This is a genomic window from Burkholderia sp. AU18528 (assembly GCF_002223215.2).
Classification (GTDB): domain Bacteria; phylum Pseudomonadota; class Gammaproteobacteria; order Burkholderiales; family Burkholderiaceae; genus Burkholderia; species Burkholderia semiarida.
Window position 1 is genome coordinate 229,137 of record NZ_NKFC02000008.1, and the last position, 26,019, is coordinate 255,155.

At 67.6% G+C, this 26,019-nt stretch carries 12 protein-coding genes; 7 read left to right on the forward strand and 5 right to left on the reverse strand.

Annotation, left to right across the window (positions count from 1 at the left end):
- Position 1: 1 nt before the first annotated feature.
- The 5 genes from CFB52_RS30565 to CFB52_RS30585 form a co-directional block, all read right to left on the reverse strand.
- Complete coding sequence (locus CFB52_RS30565; protein WP_060967283.1) at positions 2-964, reverse strand: amidohydrolase family protein; 963 nt, start codon at positions 962-964, stop codon at positions 2-4.
- Positions 961-1,623, reverse strand: a complete 663-nt coding sequence (locus CFB52_RS30570) for a GNAT family N-acetyltransferase (RefSeq protein ID WP_060010812.1) — start codon at positions 1,621-1,623, stop codon at positions 961-963. Before CFB52_RS30570 ends, CFB52_RS30565 begins: the two co-directional genes overlap by 4 nt.
- 13 nt (positions 1,624-1,636) lie before the next feature.
- Entirely contained in the window at positions 1,637-2,662 is a 1,026-nt protein-coding gene (locus tag CFB52_RS30575; protein WP_059583841.1) for a PLP-dependent cysteine synthase family protein, read from the reverse strand.
- 160 nt (positions 2,663-2,822) lie between these two features.
- A complete protein-coding gene (locus tag CFB52_RS30580; RefSeq protein WP_144029782.1) occupies positions 2,823-4,679 on the reverse strand; it encodes an alpha/beta hydrolase in 1,857 nt (618 codons plus the stop codon).
- 10 nt (positions 4,680-4,689) lie between these two features.
- Complete coding sequence (locus CFB52_RS30585) at positions 4,690-4,956, reverse strand: acyl carrier protein (protein WP_059583838.1); 267 nt, start codon at positions 4,954-4,956, stop codon at positions 4,690-4,692.
- A gap of 172 nt (positions 4,957-5,128) precedes the next feature.
- On the opposite strand from CFB52_RS30585, the gene CFB52_RS30590 reads away from it, so the two are divergent.
- The 7 genes from CFB52_RS30590 (at position 5,129) to CFB52_RS30620 (ending at position 25,569) form a co-directional block, all read left to right on the forward strand.
- Positions 5,129-5,875 carry a TenA family transcriptional regulator gene (locus CFB52_RS30590; protein ID WP_059583837.1) on the forward strand — a complete coding sequence of 249 codons (747 nt, stop codon included), beginning with the start codon at positions 5,129-5,131 and terminating at the stop codon, positions 5,873-5,875.
- A gap of 13 nt (positions 5,876-5,888) precedes the next feature.
- Complete coding sequence (locus CFB52_RS30595) at positions 5,889-7,397, forward strand: AMP-binding protein (protein ID WP_099318312.1); 1,509 nt, start codon at positions 5,889-5,891, stop codon at positions 7,395-7,397.
- 67 nt (positions 7,398-7,464) lie between these two features.
- The gene (locus tag CFB52_RS30600) at positions 7,465-9,738 is read left to right on the forward strand and encodes an AMP-binding protein (RefSeq protein WP_099318313.1); all 2,274 of its coding nucleotides are present in this window, start codon (positions 7,465-7,467) and stop codon (positions 9,736-9,738) included.
- Between the two features lie 47 nt (positions 9,739-9,785).
- Positions 9,786-15,395, forward strand: a complete 5,610-nt coding sequence (locus CFB52_RS30605) for a type I polyketide synthase (RefSeq protein WP_099318314.1) — start codon at positions 9,786-9,788, stop codon at positions 15,393-15,395.
- Positions 15,392-20,059, forward strand: coding sequence for a condensation domain-containing protein (locus CFB52_RS30610; protein WP_180278285.1), 4,668 nt, complete (start codon positions 15,392-15,394; stop codon positions 20,057-20,059). The genes CFB52_RS30605 and CFB52_RS30610 overlap by 4 nt, the downstream gene beginning before the upstream one ends.
- A 57-nt stretch (positions 20,060-20,116) precedes the next feature.
- A complete protein-coding gene (locus CFB52_RS30615; protein WP_099318316.1) occupies positions 20,117-24,478 on the forward strand; it encodes a thioester reductase domain-containing protein in 4,362 nt (1,453 codons plus the stop codon).
- Positions 24,479-24,792: 314 nt separating this feature from the next.
- Complete coding sequence (locus tag CFB52_RS30620; protein ID WP_099318317.1) at positions 24,793-25,569, forward strand: hypothetical protein; 777 nt, start codon at positions 24,793-24,795, stop codon at positions 25,567-25,569.
- Positions 25,570-26,019 lie beyond the last annotated feature (450 nt).

The following is a 26,019-nucleotide window of genomic DNA, read 5'->3' on the forward strand; positions in this document are numbered from 1 at the left end:
ATCACGCAATCGCATCGATCGTGCGCGATGCCGGCAGCAGTGCGCGCGCATTGCCCGACATCAGCCACTTGCGCTGTACCGGCGCGACCGACGCGAGCGGGCCGTCGGGCGCGAGGAACTGCTCCATGACCTTGCGATGGCCGCCCGAGTTGCGAAAGACCGGCCAGTCGGTGCCGAACAGAATCTTGTGATTGATGTTCATGCGGAACAGCTCGGCGAGCGCGACCGACCACCCCTGCGGATGCTGGGAGCCGAGAAACGCGCTGACGTCGAGATACACGTTGGGGCGATACGCGCACTGTCGCGCGCAGGCGTCGACGTGATGGACGGCGCCGTGCGCCAGGATGAAGTTCACGTCGGGGAAATCGAACGCCGCGCGGTCGAGCAGATCGGGGTGCGAGTACGCGAACTCGAGCGCCGGGCTGGTCGGACCCACGTGCAGAAGAACCGGCAAGCGATGGGCGCGACAGATTTCGTACAGCGGGTAAAGGCGCTTGTCGCTGGGGCTGTAGCCGCAGGGCGGGTACAGTTTCAATCCGGAGAAGCCGTACTCGGTCACGCCTTTCTCGAACAACGCGACACCGTCCGCTCCCCAGCGCGGATCCATGCCGCCGAACACGTGAAAGCGCTCGCCGTGACGCTGCAGGATCGCATGATGCTCGGCATACATCTCGGCGATCGTGAGATCGCTTTTCATCACGTACGTGAAGTCGGGCAGCAACAGCACGGCCTGCCCGATGCCGGCCGACGTCATGTCGGCCACGAGTGCATCGCCGAAGTGGTCCTGACTTTGCGCGAGGTAGGTATCGAGCAGTTCCGATCGCGATTTCCGTATGCCGTTGGCGACGAGCCGCACATGAATGTTGGCGCAGAATCCCTCGAGGAACGCCGTGGGAATGAAGCGCGTCGATGCGATGTGGCAGTGCGAGTCGATGATCGGCCCGGTGTAGAGGGCGTCGCTCATGCCGATGCGCTGGCGGCGGTTCGGTTGGCGTCGCGGCCCATGAGCATGCCGAGCGCGCGTTCCTTGAGGTCCGCCACGCGCTGCATCATGAAGTGGCCGGCATGGACCTTCCCGTTCGCACGGGCGTAGTCCGGCAAGGTGCCCCACGTCTGAAAGCCGTAGTGTTCCCATACGCGATGAGCGGGCGTGCCGTCTCGCACGTCGAGCGTCACCAGTTCGACATTGTCCCGATCGCATTGCAACGCGATCTCGACGAACGCGGCAGGCAGCACGCCGCCGCCGCGACAGGCGTCGTGGATCATGCCTTTCGCGAGATCGGTGATATGGCGGTTGTTGGGATTCACGTTGCGGCGCAGCGTGCACAGGCCGATCAGTTGCCCGGTGTTCGCGAAGATCGTCAGCAGGCGAACCTTCTCCGCGGCGAGATTCGAGCGCAGTTCGTCGAGATAGTGGTCCGCTTCCGCGTCCGTGATGGTCTCGGCGAAGCCGATGATCGGCGCGCTTTCGCTCGTGCGCCGCATCAGTTCGACGATCTGCGCGCCGAGCGCATCGTCGACGCCGTTGGTCCAGCGATACGTGACGTGTGTGATGTTGGCCTTCGGCAACGCGATCGGATACCGTGCGCCGTCGGCAAGCAAGGTGCGGATGGAGTCGTTCATGGGTGTCCCTGGGTCACGTGGTTTCGAGGGCCACTGCGCTTTCGGCGCGTGGCGGTGTCGCGGAGGTGCACAGGTCGTCGAGCACGGCCTGGAGGCCGTGATCGATCAGCCACTGATCGTCGTAGATCGTGTCGAGATACTTGGTACCGCTGTCGGGGAACACGAGCACGATGTTGGCCGGGCCTTGCAGGGTGGCGACGTAGCGGCGTGCGGCCTGCGCGATCGCGCCGGACGAGCCGCCGAGCAGCAGGCCTTCGTCGAGCGCGAGGCGGCGGCAGCCAATGAACGCATCGCGATCGACGATGCGCATCGTGTCGTCGACGAGGTGGATCAGGATGTTTCCGGGCTGAAAACTGAGCCCCGCGCCGTTCTGCAGATGCGGCCGGTACGTGCCGCCGAACACGACCGAGCCGTCGGGCTCGACGCCGATCACGCGGGTTGCGGGATCGCGCTCCTTCACGTAGCGGGCGATTCCGCTCAGATGGCTGCCGGTGCTGGCGGACACGATCACGGCGTCGAGCCGGTCGGCGAGTTGCGAGACGATTTCGGGCCCGGTCGAGTAATAGTGGGCGTCGATCGCGGCCGGATTGTTGTATTGATCGAGGTTCACGCAGTTCGGCACGCTCGCGGCGATCGCTTTCGCGACCGCAATGCGCTTGCGCTGATAGCTGCCCGTTTCGTCGGGGTGTTCGACCATCTCGACCTCGCCGCCGAATGCCCGCACGAGATTGGCATTCGTCTTCGGTGTCTTCGGATCGAGCACGCAAATGAAGCGATAGCCGCGCGTGGCGCACAGCATCGCCAGCGCGTGTCCCATGTTGCCGGACGTCGATTCGACGATCGACCAGCCCGGCTTGAGGCCGTGGTCGCGCTCGGCCTGGCGCAGCAACTGAAGCGCGCTCCGGTCCTTGACGCTGTTGCCGGGGTTGTAGCACTCGAGCTTTCCGTACACGCGGATTTTCCTGTGCTCGTTCGACAGGCTTTTCAGATACAGCAGCGGCGTATCGCCGATCAGTTCGACAAGGCTGTTTGCGTACATTCGAAATCTCCGACCAGCGGGTTGGCATTGGCTTGCGCGTCGTTCGCGAGTGGCACGACGCGATCGGCCGCGTGGGATCCGGCTTGCTGCCACAGTGCGACTTTAGTGATCGATGCCCCGGGCCTGTAACTGTCCGAACGGGCATCGGAAGGCTCGTGCGTCACAGTTCGCCCGACTCCATTTCCATCTCCATTTCGACACGGTCGGCCGCCGGGACGATTCGCAGTCTCGGATGCGGCAGTGCGTCGGCTGTCACGGCCGGAGCGTCGACGAAAGTGCCGACGAGCCTTGCGAGGAGCGCCGCATTCTGATGAACCATGTGATGACTGCCGCCTTGAAGCTCGACCTGGATCGGACGAAGCTGTGCCGACGTAATGGCTCGCGCGCGGATCGCGCACGTCATTTCGTCGTATTCCCCGGTCACGAGCAGCGCAGGGATGCCGGCGATCGACGCGTCGCGTTCGGCCTCGATGCGGTGCGCGCGGAAATTCAGCAATTGCCCGCTGTACTCGATCATGTTCGCCGCCGACACGAACGGCGCGTGCAGCCAGTGACGGGTCGCCGAATCGGGCAGCGCGAACATCGACGCATGGCCGCCTTCGAGCGCGTCGTTTCGCGCCCGCTTGTCCAGAAGCCCCGTCATCGATCTGGCCATGCTGTCCGCGGCCTTCGGCATGCGCGCGACGAGCGAGCACATCGTGTTGAGATTGTTTTCGTAGGCGCTGTCCGCGCCGTCGTAGTCCTGAGCGCCGGCAAACGACGGGGCGATCAGGCTCATCGACGCGATGCGGCCGGGCAGGGCGCGGGCGAGCGCCAGCGCATATCGGGCGCCCCCGCACCAGCTCGCGACATGAATCGCGTCGATTCCGTCCACGTCGAGCAGTTCAGTCACGCTTCGCGCATAGCGCTCAGGCGCATCGGGGCCCGAATAGTACGCGCGTGTCAGTCCTGCGTCGGCCGGTGCATCGTCGGCGTCGTCCGCCAGATAGAGCGAGAAATCCGGCGCCAATCCGGCCGCGAAGTCGTGCCATACGTCGTGCGGGATGCCGAATGCGTTGATCAGCAACATGGCGCGGGGGCCGCGCCCGGCACTCAGGTACGCGTGCCCGCTGCCGGTCGTGATCCGGCGCGCGGACGGCAGGTCGACAAATCGGGGCGCGTCGCGCCGTTCGTGCCGGGCGGCGTGAGCGGCGACGCGCGCGGCGATCCGGCCCTGCCAGTCGAAGCCGTCGCAGCGCAGTCGGTGAGACGGGATGCCGGGCGGCGGCACGTGCGCGCCGTCCGCGTACCCGAGCAACCGTTCGGCATGCTTCAGATTCGTTTCGAGCAGCGCGAGAACGGCGTCCGCTTCGGCCTCGGCAGCATCGGTTCGGGTCGGAATCGGCACCCGTCGCGCGACGGTTTCGGCGAGTTCGCGCCACGCAATGCGCCGCTCGCCATGCACGACGTGAAGGCCGGGCGACGCTTCCGTCGCAAGCCACGCAAGTACGGCTTCAGCCGTCAGCAGGCAAGCCGCGCCGGCAGCGTCGGCAGGCAACGCCAGCGGCGCTTGCTCGAAGTACGTATCGATACGGCGGCGTACTTCGAACACGGTGTCGGCAACCGCGTCGGCGAGCGTGTCGACGGACGATAGCGATGACGCGTCCGCGTCGCCGAAGGCCGTCGTGCCATCGGCGAGCGCATCGCCGAGCACGACGATGCATGCGTTCGCGACGGATGCCGCCGCGACGTCGAGCGCGGCCGAAAGGGTTCGGGGCAACGACGCGAATTCGCGTGTGCGACGAAGGTCGGGATCGTCGATCACGATGGCGAGCCGCCCGGAACCGGATGCGTTCAATGCCTCGCGCAGTTTCGCGAGGCGCGCGTACGTGCCCGTCGTCGCATTGCCGTCGGACGCCGCGCGGCCCGCGCCGGCCGCCGCGCGCAGCGCGTCGAGGTCGCCGGCATCCAGCAGGCAGACGCGGCCGTAGCCGCCGGCCGACGGCATCATGCGTGCATCGAGCGGATGATCGTTCATCGTCATCTCGTTACGCTTTCACGGACAACAGCGTTTCCACCAGATCGACCGCGTCGCCGATGGTTTCGAGGTTCGCGACCTGTTCCGTGTGCGATGCAAAGCTGACGCCGAGCCGATCCTCGGTCAGCGCCATCAGCGACAGCAGCGAAATCGAATCGAGCATCAGATCCGATGTGAGCGACGTTTCCCGCGTCAGCATGTCCGGCGCGATATCGAGCGCGGCAATCTGCGGAATCAGTTCGGTAAGCGTAGCGAACACGGTCGCGTGATCGTCCATCGGATTCTCCAAGTGCCGTAGGGGTTCCGCTTTATAGCGTCATGCCATCGCACTGCCTACCTGCACTGACGTACAGGGTTGGCGTACAGGCGAGACACTCGCCCGAACGGACAGGTTTCAGCCTTGAAAGCCGCCATTACATTGCCGGTTACCTCACCGACAGGGAACGATCATGACCCTCACTAACGAAGCCGTGCTGATGGACAAAGCGACGTTTTCCCGCGCGTTGCGCGACACGCTGGACGAGCAGCTCACGCTCGATCATCCGATCTTCGCGGAGTTGTTCACGCCTCAGAAAAACTGGCGGTTGCTGAAGATCATCACGCTCGAGGGATACCAGATCACCCGGTACTTTCTCGAGTACATCGAGAATCTGTACTTCCGCTGCCCGTTTCCCGACCACAAGCGCCGGCTGCTGTACAACCTGTTCGAAGAGGAAACCGGGCGCTTCTCGAAAACGAAGAACCATGTCGAGCTCATGGAAGACTTCATTCGCGCGCAAAACATCAGCGACGAGGAGCGCGATGCATGGACGCCGTCCGCGGCCACGCGTGAACTGATCGACTATCGCCTCGAGAACTGCAAGGGCGAGGGCACCTACCATATCGGCGCCGCCGCGGTGATGATCGCGAGCGAAGGGCAGAGCCTGGAAACCCGCGCGGGCGACGCGCGCCACTCCATTCTGGCGAAGTGCTACGGGCTCACCGAGGAGGACACGCGGTTTTTCTCGGTTCACCAGAAAGAGGACGTCGCGCACGTCGCCGAGGGCATCTCGCTCGTGACCGACCTGTGCACGACCGCGCAGATGCAACAGGAAGCGCTGTTCGCGGTGCGCCACACGTGCAAGCTGTTCTGGAACATGTACGAGAGCGCCGCGCAAAAGTACTACGCGTCCGCGGAGGGCGTCGCGCACGCTTGACGGGAAAACGCCGATGATGACCTTCGATGATCTCGTCGCGCGTTTGCGCGGCAGCAGTCATACCCTGACCTTCGTCGACGACAAGGGCGCCGAAACCGTCCGGACCTTTCACGACCTGTTCGAGGACGTGCTCGCCACGGTCGAGCGCGGCAAGGCGATCGGCCTCGTACCGGGCGCGCGCGTCGGCATCGCGGCGCCGAACGGCTATCCGTGGATGGTGTGGGATCTCGCGTGCATCGAGCTCGGCTGCGTGTCGGTCGCTTTCCCGAACGACGGCCTGCCCGACACGTGCGGCGCGTTGATCGAGCGCTACCGGCTGAGCGCGCTGGCCGTCGACGCACGATGGCTCGATGCCGCCGAGACGATCGGCGGGCGGATCGTGGACATCGATCCGGCCCGCCGCGGCGATTCGCACACGCGTATCGAGCCGGTGCGGGTCGAGCATGTGCCCGATACCCATTCGCTCGTGTTCAGTTCAGGCACGACGGGCAGGACCAAGGGGCTCGTGATGAGCCGCGGCGGCACCGCGCACCTGCTCGGTCTGTATGGCGACGCATTCGGCGTCGTGCCCGGCGAGCGATTCCTGACGTTCCTGCCGTTCGCGAACTATCAGCAACGGATGACGTACTACTTCTGCCTGTATCACGGGATCGATCTCGTGTCGGTGCCGTTCCACGGGCTCTTTCCGGGGCTCAAGCGGCACCGGCCGACGTTCGTGATCGCGCCGCCGGTGCTGTACGAGACGCTGCATACGCTGGCGCGCGCGGCTGCCGGACCCGGCAGCGACGCATCGACGCTCGCCGAGCGGCTGAGCGCGCTGACCGGCGGCAACATCCGCTACATGGTCACCGGGATGGCGCCGATCAAGCGCGCGGCGCTCGATTTCTTCTGGGATTGCGGGATCGAGCTGTACGAGGCATTCGGGATCACCGAAGCCGGCATGGTCGCGTGGAACAAGCCGGGACAGGTGCGCGTCGGTACGGTCGGCCAGCCGGCCGAGCCCGGCAGCGTCTCGTTGCTGGAAGACGGCGAAGTCGTCGTCACGCGAAACGCCCTGCTGTCGCTCGGCTACTTCGATGCGCCGGAAGAGGATAGTCGCGCGACCTTCATCGCACCGAACGCGGTCGCGACCGGCGACATCGCCGAGTTCGACGGCGACGGTTTTTTGCGCGTCGTCGGCCGCAAGAAGGACGCGATCATCACGAGCAACGGCGAGAAATTCCATCCCGAGCCGATCGAAGCGCTGCTGTATCGCGATCCGCGTGTCGAAGTAGCCGTCGTGATGGCGGGCCCGCAGGCGGGGCTCAGTGTCGTGATCGCGACGCGCCGGCCGGACGATCCCGAAGTCACCGACGCGCTGCGCGAGCTCGTCCGTGCGGTCAACGGCACGCTGCCGGCACAACGGCAACTGGTGAAGGTGATTTTCACCGACCGCGCATTCGACGTCGAAAGCGGATTGCGCACGCGCAACCTCAAGCTCAATCGCCGCGCGATCGCGGACGCATTCCTGCGAGACGCGTGAGATCACACCCGTGCGCGGGCTGCCGCGGTCGCGCGGCGGCTCGTACGGACCTCATTCTGGACACACCATGACGACGCATCCGAATCCGAACGTGTTTCAGATGGAAGTCGAACCGACCTCCATCATCGAGACCCTCGCCCATCACACCGAGCGGGACCCCGATCGTGTCGCGCTGACCATCCTGCGCGACGGCGAAGCGATCGAAAGCGAAAGCACGTTCGGCGATCTGCATGCCGGCATGATGCGGGTTGCGCGCGGACTCGCGCAACTGACCGAGCCGGGCGCGCGCGTGCTGCTGCTGTTGCCGACGAGCGCCGAGTTCGTCTGCACCTTCTATGGATGTCTGGCATCGGGGCGCGTCGCCGTGCCGGCCTATCATCCGCAACAGGTACGCAAGGTCGCGCAGTGGGCCAAGCTGCACGCGATTGCCGACAATTGCGGCGCGACGCTGATCGTCGCGCCGGCGACGTCGATCGCTACGCTTGAGACCCTGCGCACGACGCAGCAGCTTTTCACCGGCTGCCGGCTCGTCACGTACGAGGCGCTCGTCGAGGCGGGCGCGCGGGATACGTCGGCGTTGCCGCGCCTGCCGGCGTCGGACGATATCGCGTTCCTCCAATACACGTCCGGATCGACGGGCACGCCGAAGGGCGTGATGATCACGCACGGCAACATCATCGACAATCAACGGTCGATCGCCACGCTGATGCAGCATGATCGCGACACGCGCATGCTGTCGTGGCTGCCGCTCTATCACGACATGGGACTGTCCATGCCGTTGCAGCTCGCGTCGATCGGGCTGTCCGTCGTGCTGATGTCGCCCGTGGCGTTCGTCCAGCAGCCGGGCCGATGGTTGCGCGCGATTTCCGCGCACCGTGCGACGACGTCCGGCGGGCCGAATTTCGCGTATGCGCTGGCCGCCGCCGCGCTCAACGGAACCGACGACGGGGCGCGGCTCGATCTGTCCAGCTGGCGCGTCGCGTTCTGCGGCGCGGAGCCGATTCATCGCCAGACCGTCACCGATTTCATCGACGCCGCACGCCCGCACGGCTTCGCGCCCGGGTCGTTCTATCCGTGCTACGGGATGGCCGAGGCGACGCTGATCGTATCGGGCGTGCCGTGTGGCGAAGGCGCCTACTATCTGGACGTCGATAACGTGAAGCTCGCCGCGGGCATCGTCGAACCGGTTCGGCCCGGCGACGCGAACGCGAAGAGTCTCGTGTCGTGCGGCGGCACGCCGCCCGGCACCGAAATCCGGATCGCAGGCCCCGATGGCCGGCCGGTGGCCGACCCGAACGGTGTCGGCGAGATCTGGGTACGCGGCGGCGCGATCGGCGTCGGCTACTACGGCAACCCTGAAGCGACGCGCTCGACGTTCGGCGCGCACTTCGACGACGAACCCGGCGCCGAACCCGACGCACGTCCGTTCCTGCGCACGGGCGACCTGGGCGCGATCGTCGACGGCCGCCTGTACGTGACCGGCCGCGTGAAGGACATGTTGATCGTTCGCGGGCGCAACCTGTATCCGCAGGATATCGAGGCGTGCGTGCAGGACGCCGTGCCGGCGTTGCGCCGCGGGTGTGGCGCCGCCGTATCGGTGCAGGCGGACGGGGAAGAGAAGCTCGTGATCATCCAGGAAGTCGGTCGCACCGCGCGCCGGACGATGGATCTCGACGCAACGCTGCGCGCGATGGTGGTCGCGATCGGCGAGGACTTCGGCGTCACGCCGCACGCGATCGTGCTGGTCGAACCGGCGACCATCGAAAAGACCTCCAGCGGCAAGATCGCGCGCGCGCTGTGTCGCCGTGCGTACCTGCAAGGCGAGTTGCGCGCCGTCGCCAGCTGGACCGACGGCGCCTATGCGAAGGATGCCGGCGCTTCGCGGGACGGCGCGGTGGCGCCGACCGTTTCCCCGGCCTCGACCCTTTCCGGACCGATGCTGCTCGAGCGCGAGATCGCGGACCGTATCGTACGGATCGTCGCCGAGCGGCTCAGGATCGCCGAGACGCAGGTGTCGCGCACGGCCGCATGGGTCGAGATGGGATTCGATTCGATGAGCGCGCTCCAGTTTTCGTTGAAGGTGCAGCACGCGATCGGGCTGACGTTCGACGCGGCCGTGCTGTGGGACTGTTCGAACGTCGAGCAGCTTGCGGCGCACCTGGCGCGGATGCAGGGCGCGGCGGATGCGTTGCGATCGAGCGACGCGCCTGCGTCGGCCGCCCCGCACGCGGGTTCCGCGCCGGTCGACGGCGGCGCCGAGGCGCCGCACACCGCGGAGCAGCTTGCGGCGCTCTCCGACGAGCAGGCCGAAGCGCTGCTGCTCAAAGCGCTGCAGCGCTGAGCGCATCCCCCGGCAGTCCCGTTCCGCGAACGTCTGGAGTTGTACACATGATCGAGTCCAATCGGGCGCCTGCCGCGCCCCTTACCCCCGTGAAGCAGGCGCTGCTGAAGATAGACGCGCTGCAACGCGAACTCGCGCAGACGCGCAGCGCGATGAACGAGCCGATCGCCATCGTCGGCATGGGCTGCCGCCTGCCCGGCGGCGCGGATTCCGCCGACGCGCTCTGGTCGATGCTCGCGGCCGGCACCGACGCCGTCGGCCCCGTGCCGGCCGACCGATGGACCGATGCGGTCTACGATCCGCGGCCGGGCCGTCGCGACACGAGCTACAGCAGGCATGGCGGGTTCATCGACGACGTCGATCGTTTCGACGCGGGATTCTTCGGCGTGTCGGAGCGCGAGGCCCCGCACATCGATCCGCAGCAGCGGCTGCTGCTCGAATGCACGTGGCGTGCACTCGAAGACGCCGGCTTTTCGCGAGAAACGATCGCGTCGTACCGAACCGGCGTGTTCGTCGGCTCGTCGGTCGACGACTACGCGCGTGTCAGCGAGAGCGTGTCGGGCGACGCGCTCAGCTATGCGCAGACGTCGCTCGGGACCGCGCGGCCGTTCGCGGCCGGACGCATTTCCTATCTGTTCGGATTTCATGGCCCGGCGCTGCATCTCGACACCGCGTGCTCGTCGTCGCTCGTCGCCGTTCATCTGGCGTGCCACAGCCTGCGCACCCGCGAGTCCGATGTCGCATTCGCGGGCGGCGTCAACCTGATGCTGTCGCCGGAGATGACGATCGCGCTGAGCGAGCTTCAGGCGCTGTCGCCGAGCGGTCGCTGCCGGACCTTCGACGCGGCCGCCGACGGCTACGTGCGCGGCGAAGGCTGCGGCGTCGTCACGCTGATGCGGCTGTCCGACGCGCGCGCGCAGGGCAGGCCGATCCGGGCGGTGATCCGCGGCTCCGCCGTCAATCACGACGGGCGCAGCAACGGGATGACGGCACCGAACGGCCGTGCGCAACGCGACGTGATCCGCGAGGCGCTCGAGCACGCCGGCGTATCGCCGGCCGACGTCGATTACGTCGAGGCGCACGGCACCGGCACGCCGCTCGGCGATCCGATCGAGCTGCGTGCGCTCGAGGACGTGTACTGCCGAGATGCGAATCGCACCGGCGACCTGTACGTCGGCAGCATCAAGACGAATATCGGGCACCTCGAGTCGGCCGCCGCGGTCGCCGGGCTGATGAAAGTCGTTTGCGCGCTGCAAAAGGGCGAACTGCCGCGGCACCTGCATTTCGATACGCCGACCGCGCACGTCGACTGGCATGCCAACCGCATTCGCGTCGCGACCGAGCATGCGGCATGGCCGTCGTCGCGACCGGGCCGGCGCGTGGCGGCGATCAGCTCGTTCGGCATGAGCGGCACGAACGCGCATCTGATCGTCGAGGCGTGGGAGGAGGCGCGCGCCGCGGAACCCGATGCGGACGTCGCGCCAGCCGGGCACGCGCGTCACGACATCTGGCCGTTGTCCGCACACACGGCGCCGATGCTGAAGCAGACGATCGAAGACTGCGCGGCGCACGTGCGGGCACACGCATCGTTGGCGCCCGACGCGGTGGCCAGCGCGCTGCGCGTCGCGCGCGACAGTCATCGACATCGCGTGGCGATCGTCGCGGATTCTCGCGACGCGCTGCTCGATGCGCTGTCGGACGCGGCGCGGGCCACGGCCGTCTTGGGCGGGCAGCCCGGCGGCGCGCGCGACCGCCTTGCGTTCCTGTTTACCGGCCAGGGCGCGCAGCGCGCCGGGATGGCTCGGCAGCTCTATCGGGATTTCGCGCCGTTTCGCGACGTATTCGACGCGTGCGACGGTCATATCGAGGCGCAAGGAGAACTGTCGCTCGCGGACGTGCTGTGGGGCGACCATCAGGACCGGATAGACGATACGCGTCACACGCAGCCGGCGATGTTCGCGCTCGAAGTCGCGCTCGCGCGCTTGTGGATGCACTGGGGCGTCGTGCCTGACGTCGTGATGGGCCACAGCATCGGCGAGTACGCGGCTGCGTGCATCGCCGGTGTGTTCTCGATCGAGGACGGCTGCCGCCTCGTGGCGGCGCGCGGGCGCTTGATGGATACGCTCACCGCGCCGGGCCGCGCGCTCGCGGTGTTCGCCAGCGTGCGTCACGTTGCCGATGCCGTGCGCGACTACCCCGGACGGGTCGCGATCGCCGCGGACAACGCACCGGAGAGCGTGCTGGTGTCGGGCGACCCGGACGCCATCGAATCGATCGCGCGGCTGTTCGCGTCGCGCGGCATCGCGACGAAGGCGCTGGCGGCATCGCGCGCATTCCATTCGCCGCTGATGGAGCCGATGCTGGCCGAATTCGGCGCGGTCGCCGCGACCGTGCGGTATCGCGCGCCGGCGATTCCGATCGTGTCCAACGTGACGGGGCGATTCGAGGTCGAGCGTCTGTGCGACCCCGCGTACTGGGTCGAGCATGTCCGGGCCACGGTGGCCTTCCGCGCGGGTGTCGGCGCGCTCCTCGACGACAAGGTGACGACGCTCGTCGAGATCGGGCCCGGCAAGACGCTTTCGAGCCTCGTCACCGCATGCATGGCGGAGCGGGCAGACCGTGACAACGTGATCGCGCTGCCGTCGATGAACAGCGACGGGCGCGAGACCGAGCAGTTGTTGCGCGCATTGGGCCATGTCTACATGTGCGGCCGTCGTGTCGACTGGCACGCATACGAGCGCTCCCGCACCGGTGTGCCGATGCGGCAGGCCGCGCGCCGCGGCGTGCTGCCGCCGTACCCGCTCGAAGCATCCCGTTACTGGGTGAATGCGCGGGAGCCGGCGCAGCGGGCGCACGTGCTGACGCGCGCGGCCGACCTGCGTCGGGCCGCCGATCGCGGCGTGCTGGGCCGGCGCCTCGCGATCCCGGGATCGGACCCGCGTCGCTACGAGAGCCAGGTGTCCGATCGGCATCTGCCGTTTCTGGGCGGGCACCGGGTGCACGGGCAACTCGTTTTCCCGGCGGCAGGGTTCGTCGAGGCGCTGCTCGATGCCGCATCGCGACGCGATGGCGCCGACGCGGCATCCGCGGCCGGCCGCTGGCTCGTCGCGCAAGCGGTGTCGTTCGATCACGCGCTCACGCTGGAGCCGGGCAAGGCGGTGACATTCGGCACCGTCGTGCACGCGGCCGGTGCCGAACAGCCGGGCGACGAAGGCGCGCGGATCGACATTCATGCGTGTCACGACACGGCCGCCGCCGAGCCCGAATGGACGCTGCAATGCGCCGCGCGGATCGGGACGGCGCACGTCGTCCCCGACGTGCCGGCGCTCGACGCATGGCGCGCGCAATGCCGCGACGCGTTGCCCGTCGACGGCTTCTACGCGCGCTTGCATGCGACCGGCCTCGCGTATGACGGCGCGTTTCGCTCGATTCGCGCGCTGTCGCGAGGCGGCGATGCGGCGCTGGTTCGAATCGACATGGAGCCGGATGGCACGGACGACCTCGTCCGCATCGTTCATCCGGCGCTGCTCGACAATGCGTTTCAGGCCGTCGCGGGCGCGCTGTGGGATGCGGAGCTGAACACCGCCTTCGTGCCGATCGGCATCGAACGAATCGCCTGCTTGCCGATGGCCGGCGTGCGGGCGGCGTGGTGCGCGGTGCGAGCCCGGGTGAAGCGAAGCCTGGCCACCGCGGATCTCTGGTTATACGACGACGCGGGCTGCTGCATCGCCGTCGTCTCCGGACTGCGGCTGATGGCCGTCGACCCGCGCCGATTTCAACCGGCCGCGCGGCCTGTCGCGCTGAACACGCTCGTCTGGCGCCCGCTTGCGCTCACGCATGAAGCGGCCGGCGCACGCGCGAACGTCGTGCTGATCGGCAACGGTTCCACACTGGATGCGATGCTGCCGCGTGCATGTGACGGCGCTGGCGACGCATGTGCGATCGCGGCGCTGCCGGCCAACGACCCGTTCGATGGAGAGGACGGCGCCCGGCGCATTCGCGCCGCGCTCGACGAGGTGCTCGCAGGCCCGGATGCGCGACCCACCGTGCTGCTCTACACGTGGCCGTCAATCGACGATGCGACATCGGAAGACGAGCTCGCCGCTGTCGGCGCAGCTTACCGGCGCTTCGCGAACGTCTGGCGCGAAGTGCAGTCGGCCCGCTGGCCGGAGGGCCCGCCGACCGTATGCATCGTGACCCAGGCGGCGCAGCGCGTGCCGGGCATCGACGTGCGTGTGTCGCCGTTTCAGGCGGCCGCCTGGGGCATCGCCCGCAGCCTGATGCACGAGAGCGGCGACATGCCGGTGTTGGCGGTCGATCTGCCGGCGCCGGATGCGACGTCGTGCGCGAGCGCGCTGGCTGCGCTGGCGGGCGCCGCGCAGAGCGGCGAGACGCAGTTCGTGTCGCATGGCGACGCCGTATACGTCCCGCGGCTCGTCGCACGCGACGCCGGCGCGGCGCAACCGCTCGCGCGCGGCGCCTATCTGGTGACGGGCGGGCGCGGTGCGATCGGCACGCGGGTGATCGAGCAGTTGATCCGCAACGGCGTGCCCAAGATCGTGTCGGCCAGCCGTCAGTTGCCCGCCGACAGCGAACGCGCACGGCTGGCCTCGATCGCCGATGCGCACGGCACGATCGTCGAATTCGTGGCGGCCGACGTCGCCGCGGCCGCCGACGTCGACGCGCTCGTCCATGCGCTCGAGGCGGATTCCGCGCATCCGCTCGTGGGCGTCCTGCATGCGGCGGGCATGCTGGATGACGGCCTGCTTGCCACCCAGCCGATGACCGACGTATTGAAGGTGCTCGCGCCGAAAGTCGCGGGAACGTTGAATCTGCATCGCGCGACCGCGCATCTGCCGCTGCGGCACTTCGTGTCGTTTTCGTCGATCGTGGCCTGCATCGGCTCGCCGGGACAATGTGCGTACGCCGCCGCGAACGCCTACGTGGACGCGCTGACGGCGTTGCGCAACCAGGACGGCCTGCCCGGACACACGATGAACTGGGGCCTGTGGGGCGGCAACGGGATGGTCGATCAGCTCGACGCGCGGCAACTGCGCCGCATCGCATCGTTCGGCCTCGAGCCGATCGAGCCGGACGTCGCCTTGCGCCTGTTCGACACGCTGGTGGCCGAGCCCGACGGGCAGACGCAGATCTGGAGCGTGGACGTCGATACGTTGATCAAGCGCAGCCCGAGCCGGGCGATGGGGACGCTGTTGTCCGCGCTCGTGCCGCCGGCGCCGCCGGCGAATCGCCCGGCCGGTGCCGGCTCCGACTTGCGCGAGCGCATGGCGGGGTTGCCGGACGACGCGCGCATGCAGGTGCTGCGCGGATACCTGACCGATGCGATCGCCGCGACCCTGCATACGTCGACCGAGCGGATCGCGCCGGATATCCCGCTGATCGAGCTCGGGCTCGATTCGCTGATGGCCGCGGAATTCCGCAATGCATTGCGCGGCGAGCTGGGCGTCGACGTCCCGTTCGGACGATTGCTCGAAGGCGCGACCATCGACGACGTCGTGCGCACGATCGTGGCGACGCTCGATCGCGGCGAGCCGCGGGCGCTCGATGGCACATCGCCGCCGCGGGCCGCGGACCGGATCGACGTGGTGTCCGCAGAAGCGACGTTCGGCGTGGAAATGGAAGGAGGAGAGCTGTGAGCTCGATCGAATTCATCAACGAACTGGCCGGGCGCGGAATCGAGCTGTGGACCCAGGACGGCAAGCTGCAATACAAGGCGCCGAAGGGCGCCGTGACACCTTCGCTCGTCGACGAGCTGAAGACCCACAAGGCGACGCTCATCGCGCTGCTCGAGCAGTTTGCGGGAACGGCGGGCACCTACCCGCTTTCGTTTGCGCAGAAGTCGCTCTGGTCGCTGCATCAGCTCAATCCCGACAGCGCGGCATACAACGTGACATACGCGACGCGCCTCGACGACGACGTCGACATATCCACGCTGCGCCGCTGCGTCGACTATCTGATCGCACGCCACCCGATCCTGCGCACCGCGTACCGCGTGATCGACGGCGAGCCGCGTCAGCAGGTAGGGTCGCAGGCGCGCGCCCAGTTCTCGGTCGATCGCGTGTTCGTGGCCGACGAAGCCGCGATCCGCCGGTGGATCGACGAGGAGTCGAATCGCCCGTTCGACCTGACGCAGTCGCCGATCCGGCTCAAGCTGCTGCTGAACGAACACGACGGCGCCGACGCGATTCGCGTGGTGCTGCTGTTGAACGTTCACCACATCGCCGCCGATTTCTGGTCGCTCGAGATCCTGCTCAACGAGCTGCGCGCGCTTTACCGGCTCGCCTGCGCGGGAGAGCCGCTGAAATTGCCGCCGCTGCCGATGCAGTACAAGGATTGTGTCGAACACGAGCGCGCGCGGCTCGACGGGGCGGACGGCGAGCATCTCGCGGCGTTCTGGCGGCGCGAGCTGGCACACGGATTTCCGGTGTTGAGCCTGGCGACCGACCGGTTGCGCCCGCCGCGCAAAACCGAGCATGGCCGCATCTACGACCGGCCGCTCGGAGTGGCGCTTTCGCATCAGGTGCGCGACACGGCCAGGCTGCTGCGGGTGACACCGTACATGCTGCTGCTCGCCGTCTATCAATTGCATCTTCACCTTCATACCGGGCAGGCGCGATTGATGATCGGCGCACCGACTTCCGGGCGCAATGCGCCGGGCAGCGAAAGCGTGGTCGGTCATTTCGTGAACACGGTCGTGCTCGCGTGCGAAGTCTGGCCGGACGATTCGTTCGACGCGCTGCTGCGACGCACGCGCGACATGATGCTGCGCGTGCTCGATCACCAGGATTATCCGTTTCCGCTGCTGGTCGATGCACTGCGTCCGGCGCGCGATCCGAGCCGATCGCCGATCTACCAGGTGATGTACAACTGGAACCAGGCTCGCGGCGATTTCGCGGCCGAAGGCGGCAGCGGCGCGCCGTTCTATCGCGAACGCCTCGCCGCATCGAGCACCGGTACGCGTGGCGCGACACACGACCTGACGCTCAACGTGCAGGATCTCGGCGACGACTATCTGACCGCCTGGACGTTCAATACGGATCTGTTCGACATCGGAACGATCGAGCGATTCGCGCGCCAGTATGCGCACCTCGTGGGACAGGTGGTGGCCGACGCGAGCCGTCCTTTGCACCAGTACGCGCTCGCGGCCGAGCCTGTCGACGATGCGCGAAACCGCATTGCCGCGGCCGATGCGTTCGTCGGCCGCGCCGGTTGCGCCGAATCCGATATGACGCAGGATGCATCGCGCGTGGTCTGGCAATTCGACGATCGCGCGATCCGCCACGGCGAGATTCACGATGCCGTGCGCGCCGTTCGTGCGCAACTGGATGCCGCCGGGATCGGTGTCGGCAAACGTGTCGAACTCCGGATGCGCAGTGTCGCCGAGCGCGCGGTCGCGTTGCTCGCGATCCGCGCCGTCGGCGCGTGCCATACCGTGTCGGGCGACACGGCCGACGCCGTGTGCCGCGGGCGTGGCGACGGCTGGTCCGGCTGGGAGATCGACGCGATCGACGTGGTGCATGCGCGCGATGTCGCCGCGCCTGGCGACGGCGTTGCCGCGGGCGAAGCGTCGGCGGTCGAGCCGCTGCTCGACTATGTCGGTCAATTGCTCCATCTCGACGCCCACGCAACGGTGCTCGTTCCGCATGGCGCGCATGGCGGGCTGTCGGCAGCGGCGCTGGCCCGGGCCGTGGTGGTCGGCGGCGCGGCGCGACTGTCCGGGCGGGCGTCGATCGAAGCGCTTGCTTCCGGCGATCCGGCGCTCGCGAAGATCGCGTACGCCGAACTCGACCGCTTGCTCGCGGACGGCCCGTCGCTCATCCTGCCGTCGCTTCTGTTGCAGCGTGCCGATGTTGCCGGCATCGGGCGAGCACGCGCGCTCGTGGCTTACGGCGAGCATCCGCACCCGCTAACGTCGTTCGCCGCAACCAGCCGGGCACCCACAGCGGCGTACTTCGTCCCGGTGCGGTGCGCGGACGCCGGTTCGGCGCTGTGCGCGTTCGCGGCGGGGCCGGCAGGCTGGCAATTGCTGGCGCCGTCGTATCCGGGGCGCATTGCGTTCGCGCTCGGCGCGTCCGGTACGTTCGCCGACGATCGTCAGGCCGGAACACTGCATTTCTTCGACGGCGCGTCCGTCCGCGCGTCGGTTGGGGGAGCTTCAATCGAAACCGCGCCACCGGACCGGATGCTGATACCCACCGGCGTGCCGGTCGTCCGCCGCGGCGACGCCCTGCTGTGCGCGGATCCTTCGCTACGGGTCGCGCATCACCGGCCCGTGCCTATCGAGATCGGCACGGTCGAGCAGGCCATCTCCGCGGTCCCCGGCGTGGCCGCCGTCGCATGCGCGTGCGTCGTTCAGGACACACAGGAAATGCTGGTCGCCTATCTCGTCGCGGATGATGGCCACGCGGATGCGCATGCACTCGAAAACGCGGTTCGTTCGGCATTGAAGCATGCGTTGCCGGATTCGATGCACCCTGACGCGATCATGGTGCTCGACCGGCTGCCGCTCGACGCGGGCGGCGCACTCGATGCAAGCGTGCTTCCGCCGCCTCGCGCGCGCGAGCGGGGCGACCGTAGCGCGTCGACCGACATCGAACGCAAACTCGCCGCGATCTGGGCCGACGTTCTCGGCCAGCCGTCGGTCGGCGTCGATCAGGACTTCTTCGAATTGGGCGGCGATTCGATTCTCGCCGCGGTCATCGTATCGCGGGCCGCGCTCGACGGCATGTACTTGAAGCCGCAGGACATCTTCCTGCATACGACCGTGGCGGGTCTGGCGACGGTGGTGCGCGAGACGCCGGGTCTCGACGTCGATCAGGGGCCCGTGCATGGCGAGACGGTGCTCGGTCCGGCGGCGCAATGGTTCGTCGAGCGCGTCGACGTCGATCGGTCGCACTTCAACCAGGCGCTGCTCGTTCCGCTCGGGGAGACGCCCGACGCGAACATCATGGCCGAGGCGCTCCGCGTCGTCGTGCGCCATCACGACGTGCTGCGCTCGCGTTTCGTCGCGCACGGCGACGGGATGCGGCACGCGTTTGCCGGCGACAGCGGCGCCGAGACCGTCGATTTTGCGATCGTTCCGTGTATCGACTCGGCCGGCCGGCATTGCGAACGCACGTGGCGCGCGGCGATCGACGCGGCGCAGAGCGGCCTCGACCTCGAGGGCGGCCGGCTCATGGCGGTCAGATGGCTCGAAAGCACCGGCGTGTCGAGCAGCCGGCTACTGATCGTCGTCCATCACATGGCGATCGACGGCGTGTCCTGGAGCATCCTGCTGCAGGATCTGGCCGATTGCTATCTGCGGCTGCGTGCCCGCACGGCGGCGGCGTTGCCGCCGAAGACGACCTCCGTGAAAGCATGGGTCGAACAGTGGCTTGCCCTGGCGCAGGGCGATGCGCTCGACGACGATCGTCGCTACTGGCGAAGCGTGAACGCACGGGTGCGCGACGTGCTGGCCGGGCCGAAGCGAGTCGCGCTGATGCGTCACGGGCTGACCTCGATCGTTCAGCATGCTTATCAGGAATCGTCGCTCAGTTGCGCGATCACGCTCGATGCCGATCTGACGCACGCGTTTCGAACCACGGCGCCGCGTGCCTATGGAACCGACGCCAACGATCTGCTCATTGCGGCGCTGCACGCGGGCTTTCATGCATGGAGCGGCTGCGACGCGCTGCTGGTGGACGTCGAGGGGCACGGCCGGGACGCACTCGGCGACGCGGTCGACCTGAGCCGCACGATCGGCTGGTTCACGTCGATCTATCCGGTACTGATCGACACGCCGGCTACCGTCGCGGATCCGTCGAGGCTCATCAAGTCGGTCAAGGCACGACTGCGCGAGGTGCCGCGCAAGGGCGCGAGCTATGGCGTGCTCCGCTATCTCGACACGAAGCCGCAGGCTGGCGACGAGGCACTGACGTCGTTTCCGCGGGCGCCGATCCTGTTTACCTACCTCGGTCAACTGGAGCAATTGTCGGGGCCGTCGTCGCCGTTGTACGGCGGGCCGCCCGAACCGGCGCCCGGCATCCGCAGCCCGCGCCAGCGGCGCACGCACCTGCTGGACATCGTCGCGTACGTGTCGCGTGGCAGGCTGACCGTGGAGGCCGGCTTCTTCGGGGTGCCGGGCGTCGACGAAAGCATCGGCTGCCTCATGTGCCGCGTCGAGGAGGCGCTGACGACGCTGATTCGTCATTGCAGCGCCGACGGAGCGGGCGGCCTGACACCCGACGACGTTCCTCAACTCGATGTCGACCAGGATGCGCTTGACGCGCTGTTGAATGAAATCGACGCACTCGAGCGCTGAACGAGGCGGCGCGCGATACCGCGCGTTCGTCGAGCATGACCGCAACAGGAACTCAGGATGACCCGAAACGTCGACACGATTTACCCGCTCACGCCTCTTCAGCGAGGCATGCTCCACCATTCGAGACTCGATCCGGCCTCCGGCGTCTACGTCGAGCAATTTTCCTGTGTGCTGCACGGCTCGCTGGACCTCGAGCGATTCCGCGGCGCGTGGGAGACGGTCGTGCATCGCCACGACACACTCAAGACCTTGTTCATTCGCCTGCATGAAGAGCAACCGTTGCAGGTCGTCCGGCATACGGTCGGATTGCCGTTCGAGGTGATCGACTGGCGCGATCGGGCGGCCGACGAGCAAGCCAAGCGATTCGAACAGTTGCTGGCGAGCGATCGTGCGCGCGGCTTCGATTTCAGCGTCGCGCCGCTGATGCGCGTCACGCTGATCCAGCTCGGTCACGAGCGGCATCGATTCCTCTGGACCTATCACCACGCGATTCTCGACGGCTGGTCGATGCCCTTGCTGCTCGGCGAGGTCTTTCAGCGTTATTCACGCCCCGACACACCGCTTCCAGCGATCGCGCGCGACTATCGCGACTACGTCGCGTGGCTGCGCACACGGGATGGCGACGGTTCGCTCGACTATTGGCGCGATCTGTTGCGCGGCTATCGCACGCCGGCGGGATTCGCGCCGTCGGTATTTCCGGCGCCGGCAAGCGATGCCGCAGCCGGCGCCGAAGCGCGCCGCACGCGCTCGACGCGGGTCGAGACGATGCCGGCCGAATGGATGGAGACGGCCGGCCGGGCATGCCGCGTCGCCCGCGTGACGCTCAATACGCTGTGCCAGGGGGCGTGGGCGATGCTGCTCGCGCGCTACGGCGGCTGCAACGACGTCGTCGGCGGCATCGTCGTATCGGGGCGTGCCGCGGAGGTGGACGGCATCGAACGCATGGCCGGCTTGTTCATCAACACGCTTCCGTGGCGCGCGACGCTCGACGGCGAGCTCGATATGGCCGACTGGTTGCGACGCTTGCAGGCCGATACGCAACGGCTGGAACAGCATGCGCACAGCGCACTCACCGACGTATTGAAATGCAGCGAAGTGCCGCGCCAGCAATCGCTCTTCGACACGCTCTACGTATTCGAAAATTACCCGGGCCGCGATGCGTTCAATCGGCTCGCCGCGAGTTGCGGGTGGCGGATCGACGACCCGCGTGCCGTCGAGGAAACGAGTTACGCATTGGCGCTCGTCGTATTGCCGACGGATACGCTGACGTTCCAGTTGACCTACGATACGGTCCGATTCGATGCGGCGTTCATTGAGCGCATGGCTGCGCAATACCGCGGGCTACTTCAAATGCTGGTAGGCGCGACCCCGCGAAAAGTGGGCGATCTCGTGCTCGATGCAGGATCGTCGACGGGGGCCGGCAGGGCGTCCGACGCATCCGAACATGCGTCGATCGGCGGCGCGACGTTGTCGGCGCGGATTGCCGCGCATGCCGCTCGTGCGCCGGATCAAATCGCCTTTTCCCGTCTGGACGGCCGTCAGTCGCCGGTCGGTGCGCACGGCGTCACCTACGGAATGATCGCCGATCGCGTGCAGCGCGCCGTTCGCCAATGGCGGCGTTTCGGCTATCGGCCGGGCGAGCGCGTGCTGATCGCATGCGACGACCCCGTCTCCGGGCTGGTGTTGCTGCTGTCCGGGCTGGCGTATGGCGTCGATTGCGTGATGACCGACCCAAACCTGCCGTCGTCCGCGTTCGATGCGGTCGTCGATGGCGGTTGGTCGCCGGAACCGCTGCGAAGCTGCGTGACGACCGCGCAGCATACGCCGTTGACCGGTGTGATGTGTTACGTCTTCGACGAGCAGGACCCGATGTACGGGCAAATCGACGGTACGCTCGACGATCATTCGGAACCGGTGCAGGGTGCCTGTTCGTTGCTGCGGCGCGATGTCGATGGCGACTGGCGCGTCATCCGTTATACGCACGCACAACTGATCGAAGCCGCGCGCGCGTTCGAACGGACGTTACCGCCCGGCACGTCGCGCGATGTCGCGTTGGGCGAGGGGCCGCTGTCCCATACGGCATTGTGGGCGGTACTGGGCGCGCTGAGCGCCGGGCTGTCGGTGCATCAGCTCGCAAGCGCCGGCGATCCCGCGTTTCTGCCGCGAGCGGCGTCTCCGGATGCGCACTGGCACGGTATCGTCCTGAGTCCGGAGGCGACGCGTCACATCGTCTGCGCATCCTCCGCCCTGTCGGCCGGCGCGCTTCGCACCGACTGGGTCATGGCCGACGCACGCTCGCTGACGCGTGCGGACGCCGCGCGACTCGCCGAGCTCGCACCCCGCGCGCAACGCTTCCGGCAATTGTGCTGGCCCGCGTGGTCGCTTCCGCATGCGGTTTCATCGGCCGACGAATTCGATCGCTTCGAATCGGGCGTGGTGTCGGCGGATGAATCGGTGTTCGTCGCCGACACCCATCTGAACCGGGCCGGTACGGACGCGCTCGGTACGCTCGTCGTCTCGGGGCATTCGGTACCTGATTCGATGTTGCGCAACGGCAAGCCGGACCGTGGCAGCCTGACCGTCACGCGCGACGGTACGTGGCTGCGCACGACGCTTGGCGCGTGGCGGACGGAGCGCGGCTGTCATACGTGGCTGCCCGACCGGAGCGCATGTTCCGAGGAATGGACCGCGGACTGGCTGGATGTCGAAGCCGACATTGCACGGCGCACGGGTGTCGACGAGGTCGCGCTCGTGGAGCGGATCGCCGAAAGCGGAGAATGGGACTATGCGCTTTTTCATCAGGACGCGACGGCCGACGCCGCGGACATCGCGCGCCGGCTGGCCGGACAGCGCGGCGTGCCGGCACTGTCGGCCGGCGCGATCGTCGCGCTCGCCGCTTTGCCGCGTTCCGCGACAGGAAGGATCGACCGCGTCCGGCTCCTGTCCGGCGACGTCGAGGTGCGCAAGCACGATCGCCATGCGGCGCCTCGCGACATGGTGGAAACGGCGATTCACGGAATCTGGTGCGGGTTGCTCAAGCAGCAACGCATCGGCATTCACGACAATTACTTCGATCTCGGCGGGGATTCGCTGCAGGCAACCGTGATGCTGTATCAGATCGGCGAGCGGCTTCAGCATGCGATCGACATGGAAACGCTGCTCGCCGCGCCGACGATCGCCGGTCTGGCTGCCAGTATCGCGAACGGCAATGTGCGTCGCGATACGGCGATCGTCGATTTGCCGGGCGAAGCCCGGCTCGACCCGGCAATCGAGACACGGCAGCCGTATTCGTGGCGCCCTTATCGCACGGTGCTGCTCACCGGCGCGACGGGATTCCTGGGCGTGCACCTGCTTCATACGCTGCTCGCGACGACCGATGCACGCGTGATGTGCCTGGTTCGCGCCGACGAGCCAGCGGCGGGCGTACGGCGCATCGAGGCCGCGATGCAGTCGCATGGCTTGTGGGAAGCGCGGCACCGCGATCGGATCGTCGCCGTGCCGGGTGACCTTGCCGAGCCGAACCTCGGTTTGTCGGCGGCGGCATTCGACGCGCTCGCCGCTGAAATCGACGCGATCTACCACAACGGGGCGTTGGTCAACTTCGTTTATCCGTACGCGACGCTGAAGCAGGTCAACGTGCTGGCGACCCAGGACATCGTCAGGCTGGCGAGCCTGCATCGAGTGGCGCCGATTCACTACGTGTCCACCGTCGGCACGCTCGACCGTTATTCGGATGCGTTGCCGGAAACGCTCGCCGTGCCGTTCCACGAACACCTGACGAGCGGCTACGAACAGAGCAAATGGGTCGCCGAGCAATTGCTCGTACAGGCGCACGCGCGCGGCGTTCCCGTCACGGTATATCGTCCGGCGCGGATCGTCGGGCACGCGGTGAGCGGGCGGATGAACCTGGACGACCTGTTCTGCCGATTGATCAAGGGCATCATCGTGTTTGGAAAGGCGCCGCGCGACGTCGGGTTCGACAACATCCTTCCGGTCGACGTCGTCAGCCAGATCATCGTACGCGCGTCGCTCGACCCGACCGCCGCGGGGCAGGGCGTGCATGTGATCAACCCGCGCTGGAACTCGCTCGACGCACTGGTCGATTTCATCGAGGACGAAGGGTTCGCGATCGAACGCATGAGCTACGACGCGTGGCTCGCGGCGCTGGCGGAACATGTCCGGCAGGACCCGGCGCATCCGCTTTCGATGCTGATCCCGGTCCTCAGAAAACTGAACCCCGTTGCGGATCCGACGGTCGGGCGCATTCTTCCGATCGACGTCACCCAACTGAAGCGGCTCGCGGGTGACGTGCTCGCATCGAGCCTGCGTCCGGCAAACGACTGGTTGCGTACGTTCTTCGACTACTTTTACGAAGACGGTTTTCTCGAGCGCCCGCATGAAAGGCTGGCCACCGCATGACGGGCGGCTCGCCGGCGCGGCCGGGCGCAAGACGATGAGCCGAAGCCGGCGCCGTCGGGCCGCGACGAGCGATCCTCGTCGAATTGCGGGTGCCGGCAAGTATTGCATTCGATCCATCCCCGGATCGGGGCACCCCCTGCCCATTGCCCGCGCGCCATGCTTAAATAGCAGGGCTCCCCGACAGCCGGCCGCCGCGATGGCGGCGCCGGCCGGCACGGGCCGGCATGTCCGATCGACACCGTGACGACAGACGATACGAAAACGCCGCTCCGGCCCGCCCGGCGCGGTCCGACAACATTCCGAGGCATCACGTCATGACCCTCGTGTTCCGTCTGCTCGCGCTCGCCTGCGCGCTCTGGCTGGCCGCCTGCGCGGCCCCGCCCGCGTCTGCGCCATCCTCCAGTGCCGCTGCGCCGGCCGCCGCGCCGGACGCCGGCGAACGCCGCGGGCTCGGTACCGCGTGGGGCGAATCCGTGCGATCCGAAACCCGGCAGGTCGAATTCGAACGCGCGGATCCGGCGAATCCGACGGATCTCGCGTCGGTCTACTACAACGACGTGCTGCCCGGCCATCTTTCCGCGTCGCAGGTGCGCCGGCTGCCGACCCATGTCGCGCTCGCGAACGGCGACATCGCGCTGTCGTTTACCGACGAGAAGGGCGCGCCGCTGCGTCTCGCGCGCGGCAACGGCCGCTGGCACATGGCGGGCGTCGAGGGCTCGCGCTACATGATCGTGTTGCGCAACCAGGGGCGCCGCGCGTTCGAAGTCGTGTCGACGGTCGACGGGCTCGATGTGCGGTCGGGGCGGCCGGGCAGCTATACGAACGGCGGCTACGTGCTGTATCCGGGCCGTACGCTGACGATCGAAGGCTTTCGCAAGAGCCGCGACGAAGTCGCCGCGTTCCGCTTTGCGGCCGTGCCCGACAGCTATGTCGCGAACGCGAAGTACGGCGATGTCGCGAACGTCGGCGTGATCGGCGTCGCGCTGTTCGCGCAGAAGGAAAACGACGAGGACGCGCTGCGCCGCAATGCGAATCCGTTTCCCGGCAACGACAACGGCTATGCGCCGCCGCCCGTTCCGCGCGGCGAGTAACGGCATGTAGCCGGGCGCCCGCGGGCATCGCGCGGCGCGCGGGCGATCCCGTGAGTTTTCCTGCTGCCCGTTCCGTGCCGTTACCGTTTCGCTTCGCTCGAAACACGATCCGAAGCGCAATCGCCCCTACCGCACGATCGCGCGGCCACCGTTTCGTGAGCGGCCCGTTCCGCGGCGCGCGGTTTTGCCGTCGCCCCCCCGTGCTGCGGCACAATGTCGGTTCGCGCCGGTATCGCGTGCTTGCCCACCAGCCGGACCGACGCGGAACGGCATGTCGCGACCCGCTTTCAGGTACCATCCCGACCCGCTTGCAACGGGCGGCATGATCCGGTCCGGCCGCCGCGCCGCATGTGTCGCATGTGTTGCGGCGGGCCCCGCGGCCGGCGGGACGACGATGGACGGGGCGAGCCCGCGCGAGCGGCGTCGCCCCTTCGCCATGAAACAGAGGAA

What these genes read in the sequence shown, in the direction of transcription:
- CFB52_RS30600 (WP_099318313.1), top strand. Translation starts at nt 7,465, where the DNA reads ATGACGACGCATCCGAATCCGAACGTGTTTCAGATGGAAGTCGAACCG.
- CFB52_RS30595 (WP_099318312.1), top strand. Translation starts at nt 5,889, where the DNA reads ATGATGACCTTCGATGATCTCGTCGCGCGTTTGCGCGGCAGCAGTCAT.
- CFB52_RS30570 (WP_060010812.1), bottom strand. Translation starts at nt 1,623, where the DNA reads ATGAACGACTCCATCCGCACCTTGCTTGCCGACGGCGCACGGTATCCG.
- CFB52_RS30585 (WP_059583838.1), bottom strand. Translation starts at nt 4,956, where the DNA reads ATGGACGATCACGCGACCGTGTTCGCTACGCTTACCGAACTGATTCCG.
- CFB52_RS30580 (WP_144029782.1), bottom strand. Translation starts at nt 4,679, where the DNA reads ATGAACGATCATCCGCTCGATGCACGCATGATGCCGTCGGCCGGCGGC.
- CFB52_RS30565 (WP_060967283.1), bottom strand. Translation starts at nt 964, where the DNA reads ATGAGCGACGCCCTCTACACCGGGCCGATCATCGACTCGCACTGCCAC.
- CFB52_RS30605 (WP_099318314.1), top strand. Translation starts at nt 9,786, where the DNA reads ATGATCGAGTCCAATCGGGCGCCTGCCGCGCCCCTTACCCCCGTGAAG.
- CFB52_RS30590 (WP_059583837.1), top strand. Translation starts at nt 5,129, where the DNA reads ATGACCCTCACTAACGAAGCCGTGCTGATGGACAAAGCGACGTTTTCC.
- CFB52_RS30620 (WP_099318317.1), top strand. Translation starts at nt 24,793, where the DNA reads ATGACCCTCGTGTTCCGTCTGCTCGCGCTCGCCTGCGCGCTCTGGCTG.
- CFB52_RS30615 (WP_099318316.1), top strand. Translation starts at nt 20,117, where the DNA reads ATGACCCGAAACGTCGACACGATTTACCCGCTCACGCCTCTTCAGCGA.
- CFB52_RS30575 (WP_059583841.1), bottom strand. Translation starts at nt 2,662, where the DNA reads ATGTACGCAAACAGCCTTGTCGAACTGATCGGCGATACGCCGCTGCTG.